At 64.5% G+C, this 17121-nt stretch carries 15 protein-coding genes; 6 read left to right on the top strand and 9 right to left on the bottom strand.

Annotated elements, in window-relative coordinates:
- Positions 1-42: 42 nt before the first annotated feature.
- The 3 genes from JQ573_RS11385 to JQ573_RS11375 form a co-directional block, all read right to left on the bottom strand.
- Positions 43-543: a DUF3455 domain-containing protein gene (locus JQ573_RS11385; protein ID WP_212309996.1), complete on the bottom strand. Its 501-nt coding sequence runs from the start codon at positions 541-543 to the stop codon at positions 43-45.
- 37 nt (positions 544-580) lie between these two features.
- Positions 581-1795, bottom strand: coding sequence for an NADP-dependent isocitrate dehydrogenase (locus JQ573_RS11380; protein ID WP_092115336.1), 1215 nt, complete (start codon positions 1793-1795; stop codon positions 581-583).
- 125 nt (positions 1796-1920) lie between these two features.
- The gene (locus JQ573_RS11375) at positions 1921-3651 is read right to left on the bottom strand and encodes a S9 family peptidase (protein ID WP_249131614.1); all 1731 of its coding nucleotides are present in this window, start codon (positions 3649-3651) and stop codon (positions 1921-1923) included.
- A 318-nt stretch (positions 3652-3969) separates the two neighbouring features.
- Here JQ573_RS11375 and JQ573_RS11370 point away from each other — a divergent pair, with 318 nt between their 5' ends.
- The gene (locus tag JQ573_RS11370; RefSeq protein WP_212309995.1) at positions 3970-5169 is read left to right on the top strand and encodes a TrmJ/YjtD family RNA methyltransferase; all 1200 of its coding nucleotides are present in this window, start codon (positions 3970-3972) and stop codon (positions 5167-5169) included.
- 575 nt (positions 5170-5744) lie between these two features.
- Positions 5745-6590, top strand: coding sequence for a cytochrome c (locus JQ573_RS11365; RefSeq protein ID WP_249131612.1), 846 nt, complete (start codon positions 5745-5747; stop codon positions 6588-6590).
- A 35-nt stretch (positions 6591-6625) separates the two neighbouring features.
- On the opposite strand, the gene JQ573_RS11360 is transcribed toward JQ573_RS11365, so the two are convergent.
- The 4 genes from JQ573_RS11360 to JQ573_RS11345 all read right to left on the bottom strand — a co-directional run bounded on the left by JQ573_RS11360 (position 6626) and on the right by JQ573_RS11345 (position 11108).
- Positions 6626-7396: an SDR family NAD(P)-dependent oxidoreductase gene (locus JQ573_RS11360; RefSeq protein ID WP_212309994.1), complete on the bottom strand. Its 771-nt coding sequence runs from the start codon at positions 7394-7396 to the stop codon at positions 6626-6628.
- Between the two features lie 11 nt (positions 7397-7407).
- Positions 7408-9072 (bottom strand): thiamine pyrophosphate-binding protein, encoded by a 1665-nt coding sequence (locus JQ573_RS11355; RefSeq protein ID WP_212309993.1) that lies wholly within the window; start codon positions 9070-9072, stop codon positions 7408-7410.
- 118 nt (positions 9073-9190) lie between these two features.
- A complete protein-coding gene (locus tag JQ573_RS11350; RefSeq protein ID WP_212309992.1) occupies positions 9191-10417 on the bottom strand; it encodes an ABC transporter substrate-binding protein in 1227 nt (408 codons plus the stop codon).
- A 229-nt stretch (positions 10418-10646) separates the two neighbouring features.
- Positions 10647-11108, bottom strand: coding sequence for a PACE efflux transporter (locus tag JQ573_RS11345; RefSeq protein WP_212309991.1), 462 nt, complete (start codon positions 11106-11108; stop codon positions 10647-10649).
- 149 nt (positions 11109-11257) lie between these two features.
- Between JQ573_RS11345 and JQ573_RS11340 the strand changes: the two genes are divergently transcribed.
- Positions 11258-12148 carry a LysR family transcriptional regulator gene (locus tag JQ573_RS11340; protein ID WP_212309990.1) on the top strand — a complete coding sequence of 297 codons (891 nt, stop codon included), beginning with the start codon at positions 11258-11260 and terminating at the stop codon, positions 12146-12148.
- 94 nt (positions 12149-12242) lie between these two features.
- Entirely contained in the window at positions 12243-12971 is a 729-nt protein-coding gene (locus tag JQ573_RS11335) for an SDR family oxidoreductase (RefSeq protein ID WP_212309989.1), read from the top strand.
- Between the two features lie 25 nt (positions 12972-12996).
- Here the strand turns inward: JQ573_RS11335 and JQ573_RS11330 are convergent, their stop codons facing one another.
- Both JQ573_RS11330 and JQ573_RS11325 read right to left on the bottom strand, forming a co-directional pair.
- Positions 12997-14214 carry a GGDEF domain-containing protein gene (locus JQ573_RS11330; protein WP_212309988.1) on the bottom strand — a complete coding sequence of 406 codons (1218 nt, stop codon included), beginning with the start codon at positions 14212-14214 and terminating at the stop codon, positions 12997-12999.
- Between the two features lie 253 nt (positions 14215-14467).
- Positions 14468-15127: a TetR/AcrR family transcriptional regulator gene (locus tag JQ573_RS11325; protein WP_212310745.1), complete on the bottom strand. Its 660-nt coding sequence runs from the start codon at positions 15125-15127 to the stop codon at positions 14468-14470.
- Between the two features lie 267 nt (positions 15128-15394).
- On the opposite strand from JQ573_RS11325, the gene JQ573_RS11320 reads away from it, so the two are divergent.
- Both JQ573_RS11320 and JQ573_RS11315 read left to right on the top strand, forming a co-directional pair.
- Positions 15395-15937, top strand: coding sequence for an OsmC family protein (locus JQ573_RS11320; RefSeq protein WP_097675679.1), 543 nt, complete (start codon positions 15395-15397; stop codon positions 15935-15937).
- A 35-nt stretch (positions 15938-15972) separates the two neighbouring features.
- Positions 15973-17100, top strand: a complete 1128-nt coding sequence (locus JQ573_RS11315) for an acyl-CoA dehydrogenase family protein (protein ID WP_212309987.1) — start codon at positions 15973-15975, stop codon at positions 17098-17100.
- Positions 17101-17121: the final 21 nt, after the last annotated feature.

Raw genomic sequence — 17121 nt, 5'->3', positions numbered from 1 at the left:
ATTTCGGTTCTGATTGAATCAGAACCTTCGCTCGAAAACGCTCTAGTCTCTCCGCAGGAACACGTAATCCGCCGAATACGCCGCGCTCTTCAGTGCGCCTGATTTGTCGCAGGCGCCGCTGAGCTCGCCGCCCGAGGTGTTGATCCGCTGCACGGTCGCAACGCTCGTGAGCAGGCCGTTGCCGCGGTGGGAGATCACCTCGAGCTTCAGCCAGGGAATGTCCGCTGGCGTTGCGCCGGGCGCGCTGCCGGCGGTGCGAGCGGTCACGGCGCTGCCGTCGACATGCTCCCAGTTCGGACCGGCATAGTGCCGGCCGACGGTGCGGCCACCGGCGATCAGGGTGGCAACCGGTTCGCGGAACGACCAGGCGAGCTTGCCGTCGGTGACCGGCTTGCACTCATAGACCTGCACGCCCTCGGCATGGGCGGTGAGGACCGCGGTCTCGTCGGGCGCCGCAACGGGGGTGGGGAGCGGATCGGCAGCGAGTGCCGCCGATCCGGTCAGCAACAAGGATGCGAGCGTCACCCGGCCGGGAAAGGTCATGGTCACGCTCGCTATTGTGTTCGGCAACAGGCGGCCGTTAGGCCGCCATCGCCTTTCCGAGATTCTCGGCGACCTTGTCGAGGAAGCCGGTGGTGGAGAGCCAGCGCTGGTCGGCGCCGACCAGGAGCGCGAGGTCCTTGGTCATGTAGCCCTCTTCGACGGTCGCGACGCAGACCTTCTCCAGGGTGGTGGCGAACTTCGCCAGTTCCGGGTTGTTGTCGAGCTTGGCGCGGTGCGCGAGGCCACGGGTCCAGGCGAAGATCGACGCGATCGAGTTGGTCGAGGTCTCCTTGCCCTTCTGGTGCTCGCGGTAGTGGCGGGTCACGGTGCCGTGGGCGGCTTCGGCTTCCACCGTCTTGCCGTCCGGGGTGAGCAGCACCGAGGTCATCAGGCCGAGCGAGCCGTAGCCCTGGGCCACGGTGTCGGACTGCACGTCGCCGTCATAGTTCTTGCAGGCCCAGACATAGCCGCCGGACCATTTCAACGCCGAGGCGACCATGTCGTCGATCAGGCGGTGCTCATAGGTTAGGCCCTTGGCCTCGAATTCCTTCTTGAACTCGCGGTCGTAGATGTCCTGGAAGATGTCCTTGAAGCGGCCGTCATAGACCTTGAGGATGGTGTTCTTGGTCGAGAGGTAGACCGGGTAGTTGCGCAGTAGGCCGTAGTTGAGCGAGGCGCGGGCGAAATCGATGATGGAGTCGTCGAGATTGTACATCTCCATCGCGACGCCGGCGCCGGGTGCCTTGAACACTTCCCGCTCGATCACGGTGCCGTCCTCGCCGACGAACTTCAGCGACAGCGTGCCCTTGCCGGGGAACTTGATGTCGGTGGCGCGGTACTGGTCGCCATAGGCGTGGCGGCCGATGATGATCGGCTTGGTCCAGCCGGGAACCAGGCGCGGCACGTTCTTGCAGATGATCGGCTCGCGGAAGATCACGCCGCCGAGGATGTTGCGGATGGTGCCGTTCGGCGACTTCCACATCTGCTTCAGGCCGAACTCCTTCACCCGGGCCTCGTCGGGGGTGATGGTGGCGCATTTGACGCCGACGCCGACCTTCTTGATGGCTTCGGCAGCGTCGATGGTCACCTGGTCATTGGTCTCATCGCGGTATTCCATGCCCAGATCGAAATAGAGCAGTTCGACATCCAGGAACGGGTTGATCAGCTTGTCCTTGATGTACTGCCAGATGATCCGGGTCATCTCGTCGCCATCGAGCTCGACGACGGGGTTGGATACCTTGATTTTTGCCATGACGGGGAGGCCTTCTTGGGAACGGCGCGCTTTTGACGGCGGGGGGTGGAATACGCCTGCGCTATAGCACCGCCCGGGGACGGGCGGAAGCGCACCGGTTATGCACTTTCAGCCCATCTTTTCACCTAAAATGGGACCTGCGTGGCGGTCCCGGCCACGATGTACCAGGTCACGAACAGGCCCGCGATCAGGGCTCCCGGCAGGCTCGATCCGGTCCGCCGCCAGGTGAAGGTCGCGATCACGGCGACGATTGCCAGGAGCGGCACGAACTGGATCGCGACGATGGTCGAGAGCGGCACAAAACCCGGGTCCGGGATCGGGTTGAACAGCTTTCCGGTCAGCCACAGCGTGCCGTATTGCAGCACCAGCAACACGATGAAACCGAGCGTCAGCGCCAGGATGTTGGTCAGATAGAGTGCCGCGCGCGGGGCGCCCATGGTCGAGAAATTCCGGTGCAGCATGTGGAGCGCCACCACGAAAAACGCCGTGAACGGAATCAGATAGATCAGGAAGATGAGGAATTGCTTCGCGCTCATCAATTTGAGTGCGACGATCCAGAATCTGAAGTCGATCTTGAAGGCGAGGTCGGCGAGCCAGAGCGCGGCGTAGCCCACCGCAACCGAGGCCACCGCGATCACGACGGATTGACCGACGAGGCCGGACCGGCTGGCGCGCTTTGGGACGAACCACATCAAGGCCAGCGTGATCAGGCCGTTGATGATGGCCCAGACCAGGATCTGGTTGGTGATGCCCTGCGGCAGGAACGCGCTCGGGGTCACGATTGTGCCGCCCAGCGCAAAGGCCGGGTAATAAGTCAGCGCCGGGATGAAGGCGGACAGGATGAACGCCGTGGTCCAGCGCCGGCCGCTCGCAGCCGCGTGCGCCGGCATGGTGCCGTCGGCAACCGCGGGCAGCCGCAGGCGGGAGAACATCGGCGCCTCCAGCAGCCCGTCGAACGTCCCGATCATGAGCGCCACGAAGCCGATCAGAGCGATCAGGGTGCCGATCTCCTTGCGGAACCAGATCTGGTCGTCGACCGGACGAGGGGTGCCGCCCTTCAACGTCTTGGCGAACCAGTCGAGGCTGTAGCCGATCGCCTCATGCGAGATGTGCTCGGCCGGATGGGTCATCGCGGGGGTGTACAGCACCCGGGCGGTGCCGTTGGCCGGATCGCCATAGACCTTGCCCGGCTCGACCGCGCCTTGCGTGCCGAACAGCGCCCAGAGTTTTGGGCTCTTCGTGACGTCGCGGGCGAGGTCGACGCCCCACATCAGGGTGGAGAACTCCTCGTACTGGGCGAACACCAGCGCGGTGTTGCGCGGCCAGCTCGCGGTGCCCTCGGCGGCGAACGGCTTGCCGGTGGACGAGCCCTCCAGCACCATCGACTTGTAGTCGTTGGGCTGAGCTGCGGCCGCCGCCAGCACGGTCCAGCCACCCATCGAATGGCCCTCGAGCCCGATGTTCTCCTTGTCGACGAATGGCAGGCTGCGGAGATAGGCAAGGCCGTCAGGTCCGCCAAAACCGTTGGCGAAAGAGGGCGGGTCGCTGTAGCCGTGGCCGGTCTGGTCGAGCGCCAGCACGACATAGCCGCGGCGGGCGAGCTCGATGGCGAAGCCGTCCTGGGTCTCGCGCGAATTGATGTAGCCGTGCACGGCGAGGATGCCGGGCGCCGGGATCTGCGGCGTCGCATTCGGTGGGACGTAGAGCAGGGCACTCATCGTGTTGCCCTTGGCGCCCTTGAACCTGACATCCTCGATCCGGATGCCGCCTGCGGTCTGTGTGAGGTGGGCGAGCAGGCCCCCCGCCACGATCAAGACCACGCCCACAATCGCCAGCGTCCATCTGCCCCGCATCATCGTCCCCCCCCCAAGTGCTTCGACCCAAGTGCGTCGCCGTTCAAGCGGCGTCTCAAGCGTGCCTTTACAGCTTCGCTTTGGTTGTGGTTGATAGCCTATCCGAAGGCTAAGCGCGCGCAAGCGGCAGTCTTCGCTCCGTGCGATTGGGATTCCGATTGAGGATTCGCAAACGCCGCTAACCCTGTTATCTCCTTGGAGAAAATGGTCCCGCGCAAAACCGGTGCAAAGCTGGTTGCGCCGCCCTGCATGAGAGTTTGAATCAGCCGCTTCGGAAGCTGATTCAAAATCTTCAGATGTTGAATCAGAAAGTGAAGTGAGATGTCCGGCACCGACAAGACCAAGGCAGGGCACGACCTTGCCGGTCCCGTCGTCATCCTGGTAGAGCCGCAGCTTGGCGAGAACATCGGCATGGCCGCGCGCGCGATGGGCAACTTCGCGCTGACCCGGATGCGCATCGTCAATCCGCGTGACGGCTGGCCGAATGTCGCCGCGCAACGCGCCGCCGCCGGCGCCGACCACATCATCGGTTCCGTCGAGCTGTTCGACACGGTCGAGCAGGCGATCGCCGATCTCACGCTGGTGTTCGCGACCACCGCGCGCGCCCACGACCAGGCCAAGCCGGTGGTCGGGCCGGAAGGCGCGGCAAACGAGATCGTCGGCCATGTCGCCTCCGGCGGCGGGGCCGGCATCCTGTTCGGGCGGGAGCGCTCCGGCCTGACCAATGAGGAAGTCGCGCTCGCCAACCGCATCATCACCTTTCCGGTCAATCCGGGCTTCGCCTCGCTCAACCTGGCGCAGGCGGTGCTGCTGATGGGGTATGAATGGTTCAAGCTTTCGACCGCGGGCGCGCTGCCGTTCGCGATGCCGGAGCGGTCCGAGCCGGCCTCCCAGCACCAGATGCAGGCGTTCTTCGACAACCTCGTCGCCGAGCTCGACAAGGTCGAGTTCCTGCGGCCGGCCGAGAAGCGCGACACCATGCTGGTGAACCTGCGCAACATCTTCACCCGGATGGATCCGACCAAGCAGGACATGCACACGCTCCATGGAGTCGTGATGGCGATCGCCGAGGGCCGCAAGGGCCCGGCCAAGGGCGGCGTGCTCGACGGCGCGCAGGCGACCCGGCTGCGGGCGCTGCTCGCCGAGCAGGGGCAGGGCGGTGCCGCCGCCGACAACTCCAGCACGGTGCGTGGGCTCGCCCGGCTGCTCCGCCGCAACCCGACCGACGCCGAGCGGATCGTGTGGCAGGCGCTGACGCGGGACCGCCGCTTCGCCGGCCAGTTCAAGCGCCAGACCCCGGTCGGCCGCCACATCCCCGACTTCGTCTCCTTCGTGCACCGGCTCGCGATCGAGCTGGTCAACGCTGGCGAGAGCGACGCCATCGCCGCCGACCGCGCCAATCGCCGCGCCTGGCTCGAGGCGCGCGACTATCGGGTGGTGGATATGCAGGTGGCCGATGTCGAGCGCGACCTCGACGGCGAGCTGGCGCGGCTGGAGGGGAGCTTGCAGCAGGAGCGGTGAGCTTTCGCCGGCTGAGAGTCTGATGGCGTCGAGATCGATCGCGGGCCTCTCCACACGTCGTCCTGGCGAAAGCCAGGACCCATAACCACCGCATTCGGTGATGATCGGGATCGCGGCCCCAGCGTCGCGCAACAATTGAGATTTGGGGTAATGGGTCCCGGCCCGCGCCGGGACGAGACTGAATTTGTTGCGCCACTTGTGAGTCACGCATCCGGGGCGCGGCCCTTCTGTTTGCCTGCTGACCCGCACCAGTTCTCGAGCAGTAGCGATTGGTCGGCGAGGTGTTGATCCCGATAACCAGCGCCTCGTATGTCGGAATGGTCATGCTGCCTTCTCAAGCGCGTGAAATCTGTTAGATTTGGCCTGGCCAGCCCTCCGGCAATCGGATCTGTAGAAGAGAGGGCTGCGATCGTACCATCGATCCGCGCGCGGCATTTCTTGCGCGCCAGCTACGTAATTTTGCACATGGCCTTCGCACCGTTGAACACCGGTGCGCACGTTTCGCTGACGTCCATTTTTGAAGCCAGAAATTGATCTGAGTTCTATCGCATACTTGATTGATTGGAGGCGTCGTCATGATCCGCATCGGATCGTTAGCGCTCGTTATCGGCGTGCTATTGACCGGCCCGGTCAGCGCAGAATCGGAATTGGTGGCGCGCGGTGATTACCTCGTCAATGGCATCCTGACCTGCGGCAATTGCCACACTCCGAAGGGACCGTCAGGGGAGATCAGCGACAAGGCTTTTTCCGGCGGCGCGTCATGGGATGAGCCACCGTTCAAGGTGACGGCCCCGAACATCACCCAAGACACGGAAACCGGCATCGGCAATTACACCGACGCCGAACTCAGACAATTGCTGCGCAAGGGCATCAAGCGCAACGGCGCGCGGGTCGCCATGATCATGCCGAGCGGCTTCTACGAGATCATGACTGATCGCGATCTCGATGCGGTGATCGCTTATCTGCGCACGATCAAGCCGATCAGGAATGCGGTGCCGGAGCCGGTCTACAAGATGGCACAAGGACATCCTGTTCCCCCGGGCGGTGAAGGCCCGTACACCGAAGCGATGTTGGGCGACAAGGTGCAGCAGGGATTCTACCTTGCCACGATTGCCCACTGTATGGAGTGCCACACCCCGATGGGCCCGCAAGGGCGAGAATTTGCAACCAGCATGGGCACCGGCGGCGGCAAGTTTCATGGACCTTGGGGCGTCTCGGTTTCTCGGAACATCAGCTCCAGCAAGACGAAAGGCATTGGCAGCTGGACTGATGACGAGATCAAACGTGCCATCACGCAGGGCGTCAGCAAGGACGGCAGCAAGCTCAATCCGCCGATGGGCTTCCATTACTACGCCACTGTGTCAGCTGCCGATCTCGACGCCATTGTCGCCTATCTGCGCACGGTGCCGCCAAAGGAATAGCCTGAAAGCCGCGCCGCGCCCCGCTGAAGCGCACCTCAGGCGGCGCTGTAGCCGCCGTCGACCACCTGCGATGCGCCTGTCATGAAGGACGCCTTGTCCGAGCACATCCAGACCACGGCCTCCGCGATTTCCTCTGGTACCCCCAGGCGACGTGCGGGCACCTTGGCGATGATCTCGTCGTAACGTTCGTCCATCGTCTCCTTGGTCATCGGCGTCTTGATGTATCCCGGATTGACGCAGTTTACGCGGATGCCGTCCTGGGCGTATTCGATCGCAGCAGACTTGGTCAGCCCAACGACGCCGTGCTTGGTCGCGACATAGTGGGCCGACGTGGCAAGGCCGACCAGCCCGGCGATCGAGGCGGTGTTGACGATCGCGCCGCCGCCGCCCTGCCTCAGCATCTGCGCGACCTCGTATTTCAGGCACAGGAACACGCCCATCAGATTCACCGAAAACATCTTCGCCACCGAGGGCTGCGTGAGCTCATGGATGCGCTGGCCGGGCGGGCCGACGGAGCGCCCGGCCACGCCGGCATTGTTGAACGCGCAATCGATGCGCCCGAACGCCGACACCGTGCGTGCCACCATGTTGGCGACATCGGCCTCGTCGGTGACGTCGCCCTGGATCGCGATCGACTGGCCGCCTGCGGCGTTGATGAGCGCGACCGTCTGTTCGATTCCATCCTTCGAGAGATCCGACACCGCGACGCGCGCGCCTTCGCGCGCCATGGCAATCGCTGTTGCCCGGCCAATGCCGGAGCCGCCGCCCGTCACCAACGCAGCCTTCCCGTCCAGAATGCCTGCCATCAGAAGCTCCTCTAGCGCTTGCCTTCGATTGCGATCTCGACGAGGTACGGGCGCTGCGCCGCGACAGCCTTTGCGACTGCGCCGGCGATGTCGTCCGCCTTCTCGACCCTGACCGCCTCGACGCCCATGCCGGCCGCGAGATGCACGAAGTCGAGCGCGGGACCGGTGATATCCATGTTCTGATAGGGATGCTGGGTGCCGGCTTCGAAGTTCTGTCGCCAGACGTCCACATTGTGCTTGAGAATGCGGTACTCGCGGTTCGCCAGCACCACGAACACGATCGCGAGCTTGTGGTGCGCGGCGGTCCATAGCGCCTGGATCGCATACATCGCCGAGCCGTCGCCGGAGATCGCGACAACGGGACGATCCGGCATCGCGACCTTGACGCCGATCGCGCCGGCAAGACCCTGGCCGATGCCGCCGCCACGTCCGCCGAAATAATCGCCGAAGCCGCGATAGTCGAAGGCGCGCGCGAGATCGAGGCTCGCCGTGATGCTCTCATCGACGATGACCACATCGTCAGGCAGCCCGCGACGCAGTTCCGCGGTGACGCGCGGCATCGAGCTCGGCTCGCGGTTCCAGCTCTTCTCAACGCGCGCGCGATAGGCTTCCTTCTCTTTCGCTTGCAGTTCGGCCAGCGCTGCGTTGCGGGTTTGCGCAGCCTGCCTGAAGTCCGCGCTCGCCTTGGCACGCAGCGCTTCCGTCAATGCACTGATGCTGACGGCGATGTCACCGACGATGCCGGCATCGAGCCGGTTGTTGAGCGCGAGACGCTCGGTTGAGGCTTCGATCTGGAGCACGGACGCGCCGTGGGGAGTGTGGTTATCAGGCGCAAACCAGATGTCCTCGAAGAACGGGCCGCCGATCAGCAGCACGAGATCGGTATCGCCGAGCACCTTGCGCACCTGCCGGGCGTCGCCAGGGAGCGACTGACGATAGCTCGGATGGCTGGTCGGGAAGGGCGCGTGATGCCGCAACCCTTCGAACCAAACGGTCGCACCGATCGTTTCCGCAAGTGCGACCAACGCCTGCTCGCCGCCGGATCTCGCGACGTCATCGCCGGCGATGATGGCTGGATTACCTGACTTCAGAAGCAGCGCGACCAGCGCTTCGATGCCTGCCGGATCGGGGCGTGTCGACCGCCACAGATTGTCCGGCGTCGATGCATCGACCGCGGTCTCCTGATCCATGACGTCGATCGGGAGCGATACGAACACCGGGCCTTGCGGCGCATCGGTCGCCACCTTGAACGCGCGGCGCATGATCGGAGCGATCTCGTCGGCGCGCTCGATCTGAACGCTCCACTTTGTCACGGGCGCTGCCATCGCAACGAGGTCGTGGCCGAGCAGCGGATTGTTGAGCCGCATACGCGTGTCCTGCTGACCCGCCGTCACGACCACGGGCGAATTCGCTTTCAGCGCGCCATAGAGCGAACCGATACCGTTGCCAAGGCCGGGCGCGACGTGCAGGTTGGCAACGGTGACGCGTCCCGATGCCTGCGCATAGAAGCTGGCGGCGCTGACGGCGACGCCTTCATGCAGCGCCATGATGTATTCGAGTTGGGGGAATGCCGGCAGGCTGTCGAGCAGCGGCGTTTCGGTCGTGCCGGGATTGCCGAAGATGTGACGCACGCCGTGCGCCACGAAGGATTCCATCAGCACACGGCGTCCACGCATTCACTTCCTCCCGGTTGGCTCGGATCTGTTTCGCGCATCATCGGCCGATGAAAGGCCGATGGCAACTGCGAGACGGTTCGCGCATGCGGCGCTGGTTTTCGCGGAACGCCGTGGACGATCAAGCCTTCGAGATGCCGCCGTCGATCACGGGGCCCAGCGGCTCGTAACGTTCGCCGCTGAAGCGCGTCAGTTGCAGTTGCTCGAGCGGATAATAGTCGGTCGGCGAGGTGTTGATCTTGATGCCCGGCAGCAGCATGTCGGATTCGACATCCCTGAGATTTGCCGCCTGCTTGATGATGTTTTCCGACGAGACGTCGTCGCCGCACTGCTTGAGCACCTGAACCAGAATCTGGCTGGTGAGATAGCCGGTGACCGCATAGATGTCGTTCCTGGCCGCGGCCGGATCGTATTTGTCGAGGAAGGCACGCCATTTCTGGATGGCGGGATCGCTGTCCCAGGCGGCGTCGACGGGATCCTTCAGATAGGCGCTGGAAATGATCCCCTTGGACACGTCGAAGCCTGCGGCCTTCAGTGTCGAGCCGGCGGAGGAAGCGTTGTTGCCGATGTAATGCGCCGGCTGCCAGCCGAGTTCGGCGATCTTCTTGATGCCTTGCGCGGCGAATTTCGGCGTGGTCATGCTCATGAACACGTTGGCGCCGGCGGATTTGCAGCGGACCACCTGGCTGTCGATGGTCGGGTCGGCGGTCTCATAGGACAGCTCGGCGACGATTGCGGAGGTCTTGCCGCCGAGTCCGTCCTTGAAACCCTTCAGCACGTCGCGTCCGAAATCGTCGTTCTGGTAGACGATGCCGATCTTGGGGTTGTTCTGTGTCGACAGGACATGCTGTGCGAGGGCCCGGCCCTCGATCTGGTAGCAGGGCTGGAAACCCATGGTGTAGGGGAAGTTCTTGTAGTCGCTGAACTTGGTGGCGCCCGAGGCGATGAAGAGGTGCGGGACCTTCTTCTGGTTCATGTACTTCATGATCGCCGCGTTGGTCGGTGCACCGAGCGGCGCAAACAGCACATCGATCTCGTCGCCTTCGACCAGCTTGCGCGCCTGCTCGACGGTTTTGGCCGGGCTGTAGGCGTCGTCATAGGTGATGTACTTGATCATGCGGCCGTTGATGCCGCCTTGCTCGTTGATCATCTTGAAATAGCCGCCGGGCGTGCGGCCGATCGACGAATAGACCGCAGCCGGTCCCGAATAGGCGTCGATGTTGCCGATCACGATCTCAGTCTTGCCTTTGGCGATGGCGGGCTTGCCGAGCAGCAGCGTGGCTGACGTGGCAGCCGTGCCCTTGATAAGATCACGGCGAGTGAGCTGGGGTGAACGGTTCCTTGGCATTGTCGTCCTCCGTTTCTTGTTGTTGGCCGTTTGGCATTATTGGCCGGTTGGCAGCCTCTGACCGGCATGTCGGCTCAAAGCATTTCACAGCCTCCGAGCCGGATCAAACCAGTCTATGAGTGATGTGCGGCGGAACTTGTGTGCAGTCGCTATTGCCGGAAATATTCGCGCGGTGTCAGGGTCCGGCGCGGCAGATCGAATGATCCACCGCGCCGGACACCAAGACCGATCAGGCCGGCAGGGCCCCGCTTGCCGTGCGACCGTGCGCGCTGAGCTCGCGCACCGGAAACACGCGGTCGTAAGCGATGTTGAAGACGAACGCGTAGACCAGATAGAACGCGACGATCGAGATATCCATCATCAGCGCGGCCCACAGCGAGACGCCGAGATACCAGGCGACGAACGGGATCAGCAGCACGATCAGGCCGGCCTCGAACAGCATCGCGTGCGCGACACGGATCGGCATCGTCTTGATGACACGGCCGGTGACGCGGACCAGCGCGTGGTCGAAGCCGAGATTGAACAGCAAGTTCCAGATCGTCGCCACCGTCGCCGAGACGACGCCGATGACGCCCATATGGGCGACCGGCTGATTGAACAGCCAGGCGGCTGCCGGCGTGAAGATGGCGATACCGATCAGTTCGAACAGGACTGCGTGCCTGATCCGGTCGGAGAAGGAACGCATAGACATTTTGAAACCCTTTCTTGATTCTTATTTTGACGCGTTTTCTTCACGCGAACCGGTATCCCCACTTCGCTTGAAAACGCTCTCGTTGTTGCGACGGTTTCTATCTGATATTGTGGGATTACAAAGTTAGATAATATCTGGAAAAGAGATAGATGGCCGTCTCCATGGACCAGCTCGAATCCTTCGTGGCGGCGGCCGAGCAGGGCTCGTTCTCCGGTGCGGCACGGCTGCTGAAGAAAGCCCAATCGGCCGTCAGCACCCACGTCGCCAATCTGGAGACCGACCTCGGGATTGCGCTGTTCGATCGGACCGGGCGCAACCCGGTGCTGACCGAAGCCGGGGCGCGGCTGTTGCCGGAAGCAAGACTGATCCTCGATCGTCGCGAGCATCTGATCGGAGTCGCGAGCAGTTTCGAGGCGCATGTCGAGAAGCGGTTGGTGGTGGCGATCGACGAGCTCTATCCGGAGAGCGCGGTCGGCGAGCTGTTTGCGGAATTCGCCAAGCGCTTCCCCCATGTCGAAGTGGAGCTGCTGTTTCCGATCATGGAGGACGTCAGCCGTCTCGTGCTCGACGGCAAGGCCGATGTCGGCGTGATGTGGCGGCAGGAGCATCTGCCACCCGAACTCGGCTTCAAGACCATCGGCTGGGTGCCGCTGCAGCTCGTCTGCGGCAAGAACCATCCGCTGGCGCACGGGCGGGTGGATTGGGAGGAGCTGAAGCGGCATCGCCAGATCATGGTCACGGTGCGCAACGAAGGTACCGAGCGGCACCGGCTCCGTGTCGCAGCGGAGGTGTGGTGGGTCGAGAGTCACTGGGTGATCCTGCAGATCCTCAAGCAGGGCGTCGGCTGGGCGCTGATCCCGGCCCACATCATGGCGAGCTCGCAAATTGCCGACGAACTGGCCGTTCCCGAACTGGAATTCGACGAGGGCGCGCATCCCGTCGCGCTCGAGGTGGTGTGGCACAAGCAGCGGCCGGCCGGACCGGCGGCAAAATGGCTGCGTGGCCGCTTCGCTACGCGACCGCCAATGCTCCGCATGTGACAGACATGCGCGCCGCCGTTCATCGCATGGGAGCTGACATCGCGGCCGCGATGTGTTGCCATGCGTGCCGCACTGACCGGACAGGGTGGAGACGATGGCGAAGCAATTGGAAGGCAAGGTCGCGGCCGTGACCGGGGCGGCGTCAGGCATTGGACTTGCGAGCAGCGAGGCGATGCTGGCTGCGGGCGCGCGCGTGGTGATGGTCGACCGCGACGCGGCCGCGCTGCAAGCGCTCGCCGGCAAGCACGGCGATGCGGTGATCCCGCTGGTCATCGACCTGCTCGACCCGAAAGCCTGCGCGACGCTGCTGCCAAAAATCCTCGAGAAGGCCGGCCAGCTCGACATCCTGCACGCCAATGCGGGGATCTATGTCGGCGGCGATCTCGTCGATGCCGACACCAGCGCGATCGACCGGATGTTGAACCTCAACGTCAACGTCGTGATGAAGAACGTGCACGACGTGCTGCCGCACATGATCGCGCGCGGCACCGGCGACATCATCGTGACGAGCTCGCTCGCCGCGCATTTCCCGACGCCGTGGGAGCCGGTCTATGCGTCGTCGAAATGGGCGATCAACTGCTTCGTGCAGACGGTGCGGCGCCAGGTGTTCAAGCACGGCATCCGCGTCGGCTCGATCTCGCCAGGACCCGTGATCAGCGCGCTGCTCGCGGACTGGCCGGCGGAGAAGCTTGAGGAGGCCAAGGCGGCGGGCAGCCTGCTGGAGGCCAGCGAAGTCGCCGAGGTCGTGATGTTCATGCTGACCCGGCCGCGCGGCATGACCATCCGCGACGTCGTGATGCTGCCGACGAACTTCGATCTGTAGCGCGGCATTCCTGCCGGACGTCGCCTCAGGCGGCGCCGCGATCGAGAGCCGGCGTGGGGTCCATTTTCGTCAGCCGGCGCAGCGCCGCGACATTGGTGGCGACGGACGCCAGGCGGCACTGTGCCTTGCCGTCGGATTTCGCTTCATAGAGCGCGGTATCGGCAACGGCCAGGAGCTCCTCGGCCTCGGTGCCGTGCTCGGGCGACACGGCGACGCCGACACTGACGCCGACCTTGGCGAAGATGCCGTCGGCGAGCCGGTACGGCATCGTGACGGCCTGGATGATGCGCTGGCCGATCCCGAGCGCCTGCTCCGCGGTGACGCCGTTCGCCAGCACCACGAATTCATCGCCGCCAAGCCGCGCGATCACCGCGGTCTCCGGCAGAGCGCGCCGCAGCCGCTCGGCGGCCAGCATCAGCACCTGGTCGCCGGCCGCATGGCCGTAGGTGTCGTTGACCGGCTTGAAACTGTCGAGGTCGAGGAACAGCAGCGCGAACGGCCTGCCATTTCCGGCCGGAGCCGCCAGCTTCGTGTTCAGCGCGGCGACGAAACCGGCGCGATTGCGCAGGCCGGTCAGGGTGTCGTGATGGGCAAGATGCCCGTTCTCGCGCTCGGCGCGCATGGTTGCGATCAGCATCTTGTTGAGGCGGAAGGCCGCGACCGTCATCGCCGCGAGATACATCGGCACCTGCAGGAACACGATGAACAGCAGCGGCTCGCCGGCCAGCGCCGCGCCGGGCACGATCGGGCCGAGGCTAAGCAGGATCATGGTGCCGGCCAGGCGGGGGGCGCTGAAGTTGCGGAAGCAGATGCCGCCGACCATCGCCGCCGCCGACAGCGAGGCCAGCATCGCAACCACCCAGTCGCCGCTTGCAAGGCTGATCAGGATGCCGAAGCCGACGCTGGCGCTCCAGGCGACCGCAAGGACGAGGTGCAGGTCGGTCGGCGTCGGCCGCCCTTCGCGTGCCGCGCGATGCGCAGCCACGAGCACCGTCAGTCGCGAGAGGCAGATGACGAGTTCGAGGATGACCCAGGCGATGAACGGCGCGGTCGGCTCGCGGATCGCAATCACGGCTGCGACGGCGACCGTATTGACCGCGCCGGCCGCGAACACCGGCAGCGAGCCATAGAGATCCCCGATCAGCGCCGAGCGGATGTCATCGGGCACGCCCGGACCCGCATCGGCGAGCCAGCGCGTCACGCCCCAGCGCGGCTGGCTGTATCGTCCTTTTTCGGACTGCATTGTTCTTGCCCCGTACTTTCACGTGGCAACTGACCCGGCCGGAGCTAACAGGCGTTTAAGGCCGCGGCGGATCGCCCGGTGTGATTGACGACAGGTAAATCCGGCGGGCGATCGCGCCGCCGAATACCGATGCCGGAGGCTGCGATGCGGCCGTTGGTCGCGACGGTCCGTTCGGCCGGCGGTTGAGTTTCGGGCGGGCGTGCCGATCAAGGCGGGCAACGAGGTGATCGGGGGCGTCGCTCCATCGCGGCGCCTAGACTGCCATAAGTTCGTCCGCGCGGCCCGTGCGCTTCGCCTTCTTCAGCTTGGCCGGCGCGAACAGATTGCTGGCGGCGAGGCCCGCGGTGTCGGCGACACCGGGATCGCACGACACCATGGCGGCGACGATGGCGCCGTCGATCAACAGCGCGAGCTGGTGCGCGAGCACGGCCGGTTCGGTCGCGCCCATCTCGCCGGCGAGCTTCTCGATATGCGCCAGCACCACCTTCTTGTGCTTCAGCGCGATGTTGCGGAACTGCTTGGCGTCCTTGTCGTGCTCGGCGACCGCGTTGATGAAGGGGCAGCCGTAGAAGCGCTCCTCGGCGAACCAGCTCTTCAGGGCGGGGAAGATCCGTGCCAGCTTGGTCTGCGGATCGCCGCCGCCGGCCTCGATCGCGCCGATGAACCACTCGCGCCACTGCTTGCCTTCGCTTTCCAGCACGGCGTGGACCAGGTTGGTCTTCGAGCCGAACAGCTTGTAGAGCGTGGTCTTGGCGGTTCCGGCCTCGTCGATGATCGCATCGATGCCAGTGGCGTTGATGCCGTTCTTGCAGAACAGATGTGTCGCCGCGTTGAGCAGGCGGCCGCGCGCGGATTCGTCGTCGCCAACGGCGAACGCGGCGGCAGATTTTTTCTTCGCAATCGATTTGACCATGCGCGGCAGTAAATCGGAGCGCGGCGAAATCATCAAGCCGCATCTTCACGGGGGCGGGCATGTGCGCCGTCCTGCGCTCAAAATAATCGCTGCGGCGCGGCAGATGCACCGCGTTTGAGCAGCCGCGCCCTGATCAATCCGCAGGCAGGCACAGCTAAGCGTCTGCGGGATTTCGCCTTTTGATTTGGGGCGGGACTGGCACGCTTCGTGCAGGAAACAGACCGTTCGGTATCCTGACCCAATCCATCGCTCCCAGGGAGAAAACTGATGACCGCTGTCGCTCAAAAAACCGCACTGACCGGCTGCCTCGCGCCGATCGATAGAGGCGGGCTCGAGCAGCTGATTGCCAACGGCAAGGCCAACCCGAAGGTCATCAAGACCTTGAAGTGCAGAACGGTGGCCGAGGGCAAGTTCCGTCATGCCAACTACATCCGCAACCTCGCGCCCTACATCGTCGATGAGCCGCCGGGCTTGCTCGGTGACGACACCGCGCCCAATCCGTCGGAGGCCTCGCTCGCCGCGCTCGGCTCCTGCCTTGCGGTCGGCCTGCACGCCAACGCGGTGCATCGCGGCTGGATCGTCAACAAGCTCGAACTCGAACTCGAGGGCGATCTCAACATCACCGCGGTGTGGGGCACCGGCGACGTCAGCGAGAAGCCGGTCGGCTTCACCGATGTCCGCGTCAAGGTCGACATGGAATGCGAGGGTGTCGCGCAGACCGAGATCGACGCGCTGGTGGCGCATGTGAAGAAGTGGTCGCCGGTCGCCAACACCTTCACCCGCCCCGTCAATCTCGAGGTCAGCGCGTAAGGCTCGACCGGCAATTCAAGGTGCGGAGACCAACCATGGGTTCACTGGCTTTATCGCGGGTCGCAGCTCAAGATCCCGCACCGACGATCACGGACGAGGTCGCGCGCCTCGCCCGTCAGGAGCTGGCACCGCTCGCATCCGCGATCGATGCCGGCTCGGTCTATCCCGGCGAATTCCTACGCCGGCTCGGCAAGGTCGGCGCGTGGAGCAGCCACGTGCCGCAGGAGGGGCCTGCCGACCTGCGCTGGGCGATCCAGTCGATGGCCGCGCTTGGCGAGGTCTGCGGCGCCACCGCCTTCATGGCGTGGTGCCAGAACACGCTGGTCTGGTACGTCGCCAACTCCACCAACATGAAGCTCGCCGCGCGCTTCGGCAATTGCTTCTCCAGCGGGCGTGCGCTCGGCGGCACCGGGCTCTCCAACCCGATGAAGAGCTTCTTCGGCATCGAGCGGCTGAAGCTGAAAGGCCGCAAGGTCGATGGCGGCTACATTGTCCGCGGCGCGCTGCCCTGGGTGTCCAATCTCGGGCCCGACCATTACTTCGGCACGATCTTCGAGCGCGAGGACGAGGGCACCAACGGCGAGTCGGGCAGCACAGTGATGTTTCTTGCCGATTGCTCCGATCCCGCGATCACGCTGACGCCGTGCAAGCCGTTCCTGGCGATGGATGGCACCGGCACCTACGGCGTCCAGTTCCGCGACGTGTTCGTGCCGGACGAACTGATCCTGGCCGAGCCGGCTGCGCCGTTCGTCAAGAAGATCCGCGCCGGCTTCATCCTGCTGCAGGCCGGCATGGGCCTCGGGCTGATGAAGGATTGCATCAACATCATGGACGAGGTCCATGCACCGCTCGGTCACGTCAACCGCTATCTGCCGCAGCAGCCGCTGCAATTCCGCGAGCTCTATGCCGAGTTCGAGAAGGAGGCGATGACGCTGGCAAGCGATCCCTACAACACCGATGACAGCTATTGGCGCCGTGTCGTCGCGCTGCGCCTGCGGATCGGCGATGCCAGCGTCGCGTTCGCGCATGCGGCGATGCTCCATTGCGGCGCGCGCGGCTACCTGATGAGCCATCGCGCACAGCGCAGGCTGCGCGAAGCCTATTTCGTCGCGATCGTCACGCCCGCCACCAAGCAGCTGCGCAAGATGCTGGCGGACGGCTGAAGCATGATCCGGAAAAGTGGG

This window comes from Bradyrhizobium sp. AUGA SZCCT0105 (assembly GCF_018129565.1).
Classification (GTDB): Bacteria; Pseudomonadota; Alphaproteobacteria; order Rhizobiales; family Xanthobacteraceae; genus Bradyrhizobium.
This window is presented reverse-complemented; position numbering and strand designations above follow the sequence as displayed.

Bases quoted from the DNA above. Each gene is read 5' to 3' on its own strand.
- JQ573_RS11345 (WP_212309991.1), bottom strand. From the start codon at position 11,108: ATGTCTATGCGTTCCTTCTCCGACCGGATCAGGCACGCAGTCCTGTTC.
- JQ573_RS11375 (WP_249131614.1), bottom strand. From the start codon at position 3,651: ATGATGCGGGGCAGATGGACGCTGGCGATTGTGGGCGTGGTCTTGATC.
- JQ573_RS11325 (WP_212310745.1), bottom strand. From the start codon at position 15,127: ATGGTCAAATCGATTGCGAAGAAAAAATCTGCCGCCGCGTTCGCCGTT.
- JQ573_RS11335 (WP_212309989.1), top strand. From the start codon at position 12,243: ATGGCGAAGCAATTGGAAGGCAAGGTCGCGGCCGTGACCGGGGCGGCG.
- JQ573_RS11350 (WP_212309992.1), bottom strand. From the start codon at position 10,417: ATGCCAAGGAACCGTTCACCCCAGCTCACTCGCCGTGATCTTATCAAG.
- JQ573_RS11355 (WP_212309993.1), bottom strand. From the start codon at position 9,072: ATGCGTGGACGCCGTGTGCTGATGGAATCCTTCGTGGCGCACGGCGTG.
- JQ573_RS11360 (WP_212309994.1), bottom strand. From the start codon at position 7,396: ATGGCAGGCATTCTGGACGGGAAGGCTGCGTTGGTGACGGGCGGCGGC.
- JQ573_RS11340 (WP_212309990.1), top strand. From the start codon at position 11,258: ATGGCCGTCTCCATGGACCAGCTCGAATCCTTCGTGGCGGCGGCCGAG.
- JQ573_RS11365 (WP_249131612.1), top strand. From the start codon at position 5,745: ATGATCCGCATCGGATCGTTAGCGCTCGTTATCGGCGTGCTATTGACC.
- JQ573_RS11380 (WP_092115336.1), bottom strand. From the start codon at position 1,795: ATGGCAAAAATCAAGGTATCCAACCCCGTCGTCGAGCTCGATGGCGAC.
- JQ573_RS11320 (WP_097675679.1), top strand. From the start codon at position 15,395: ATGACCGCTGTCGCTCAAAAAACCGCACTGACCGGCTGCCTCGCGCCG.
- JQ573_RS11385 (WP_212309996.1), bottom strand. From the start codon at position 543: ATGACCTTTCCCGGCCGGGTGACGCTCGCATCCTTGTTGCTGACCGGA.
- JQ573_RS11370 (WP_212309995.1), top strand. From the start codon at position 3,970: ATGTCCGGCACCGACAAGACCAAGGCAGGGCACGACCTTGCCGGTCCC.
- JQ573_RS11330 (WP_212309988.1), bottom strand. From the start codon at position 14,214: ATGCAGTCCGAAAAAGGACGATACAGCCAGCCGCGCTGGGGCGTGACG.
- JQ573_RS11315 (WP_212309987.1), top strand. From the start codon at position 15,973: ATGGGTTCACTGGCTTTATCGCGGGTCGCAGCTCAAGATCCCGCACCG.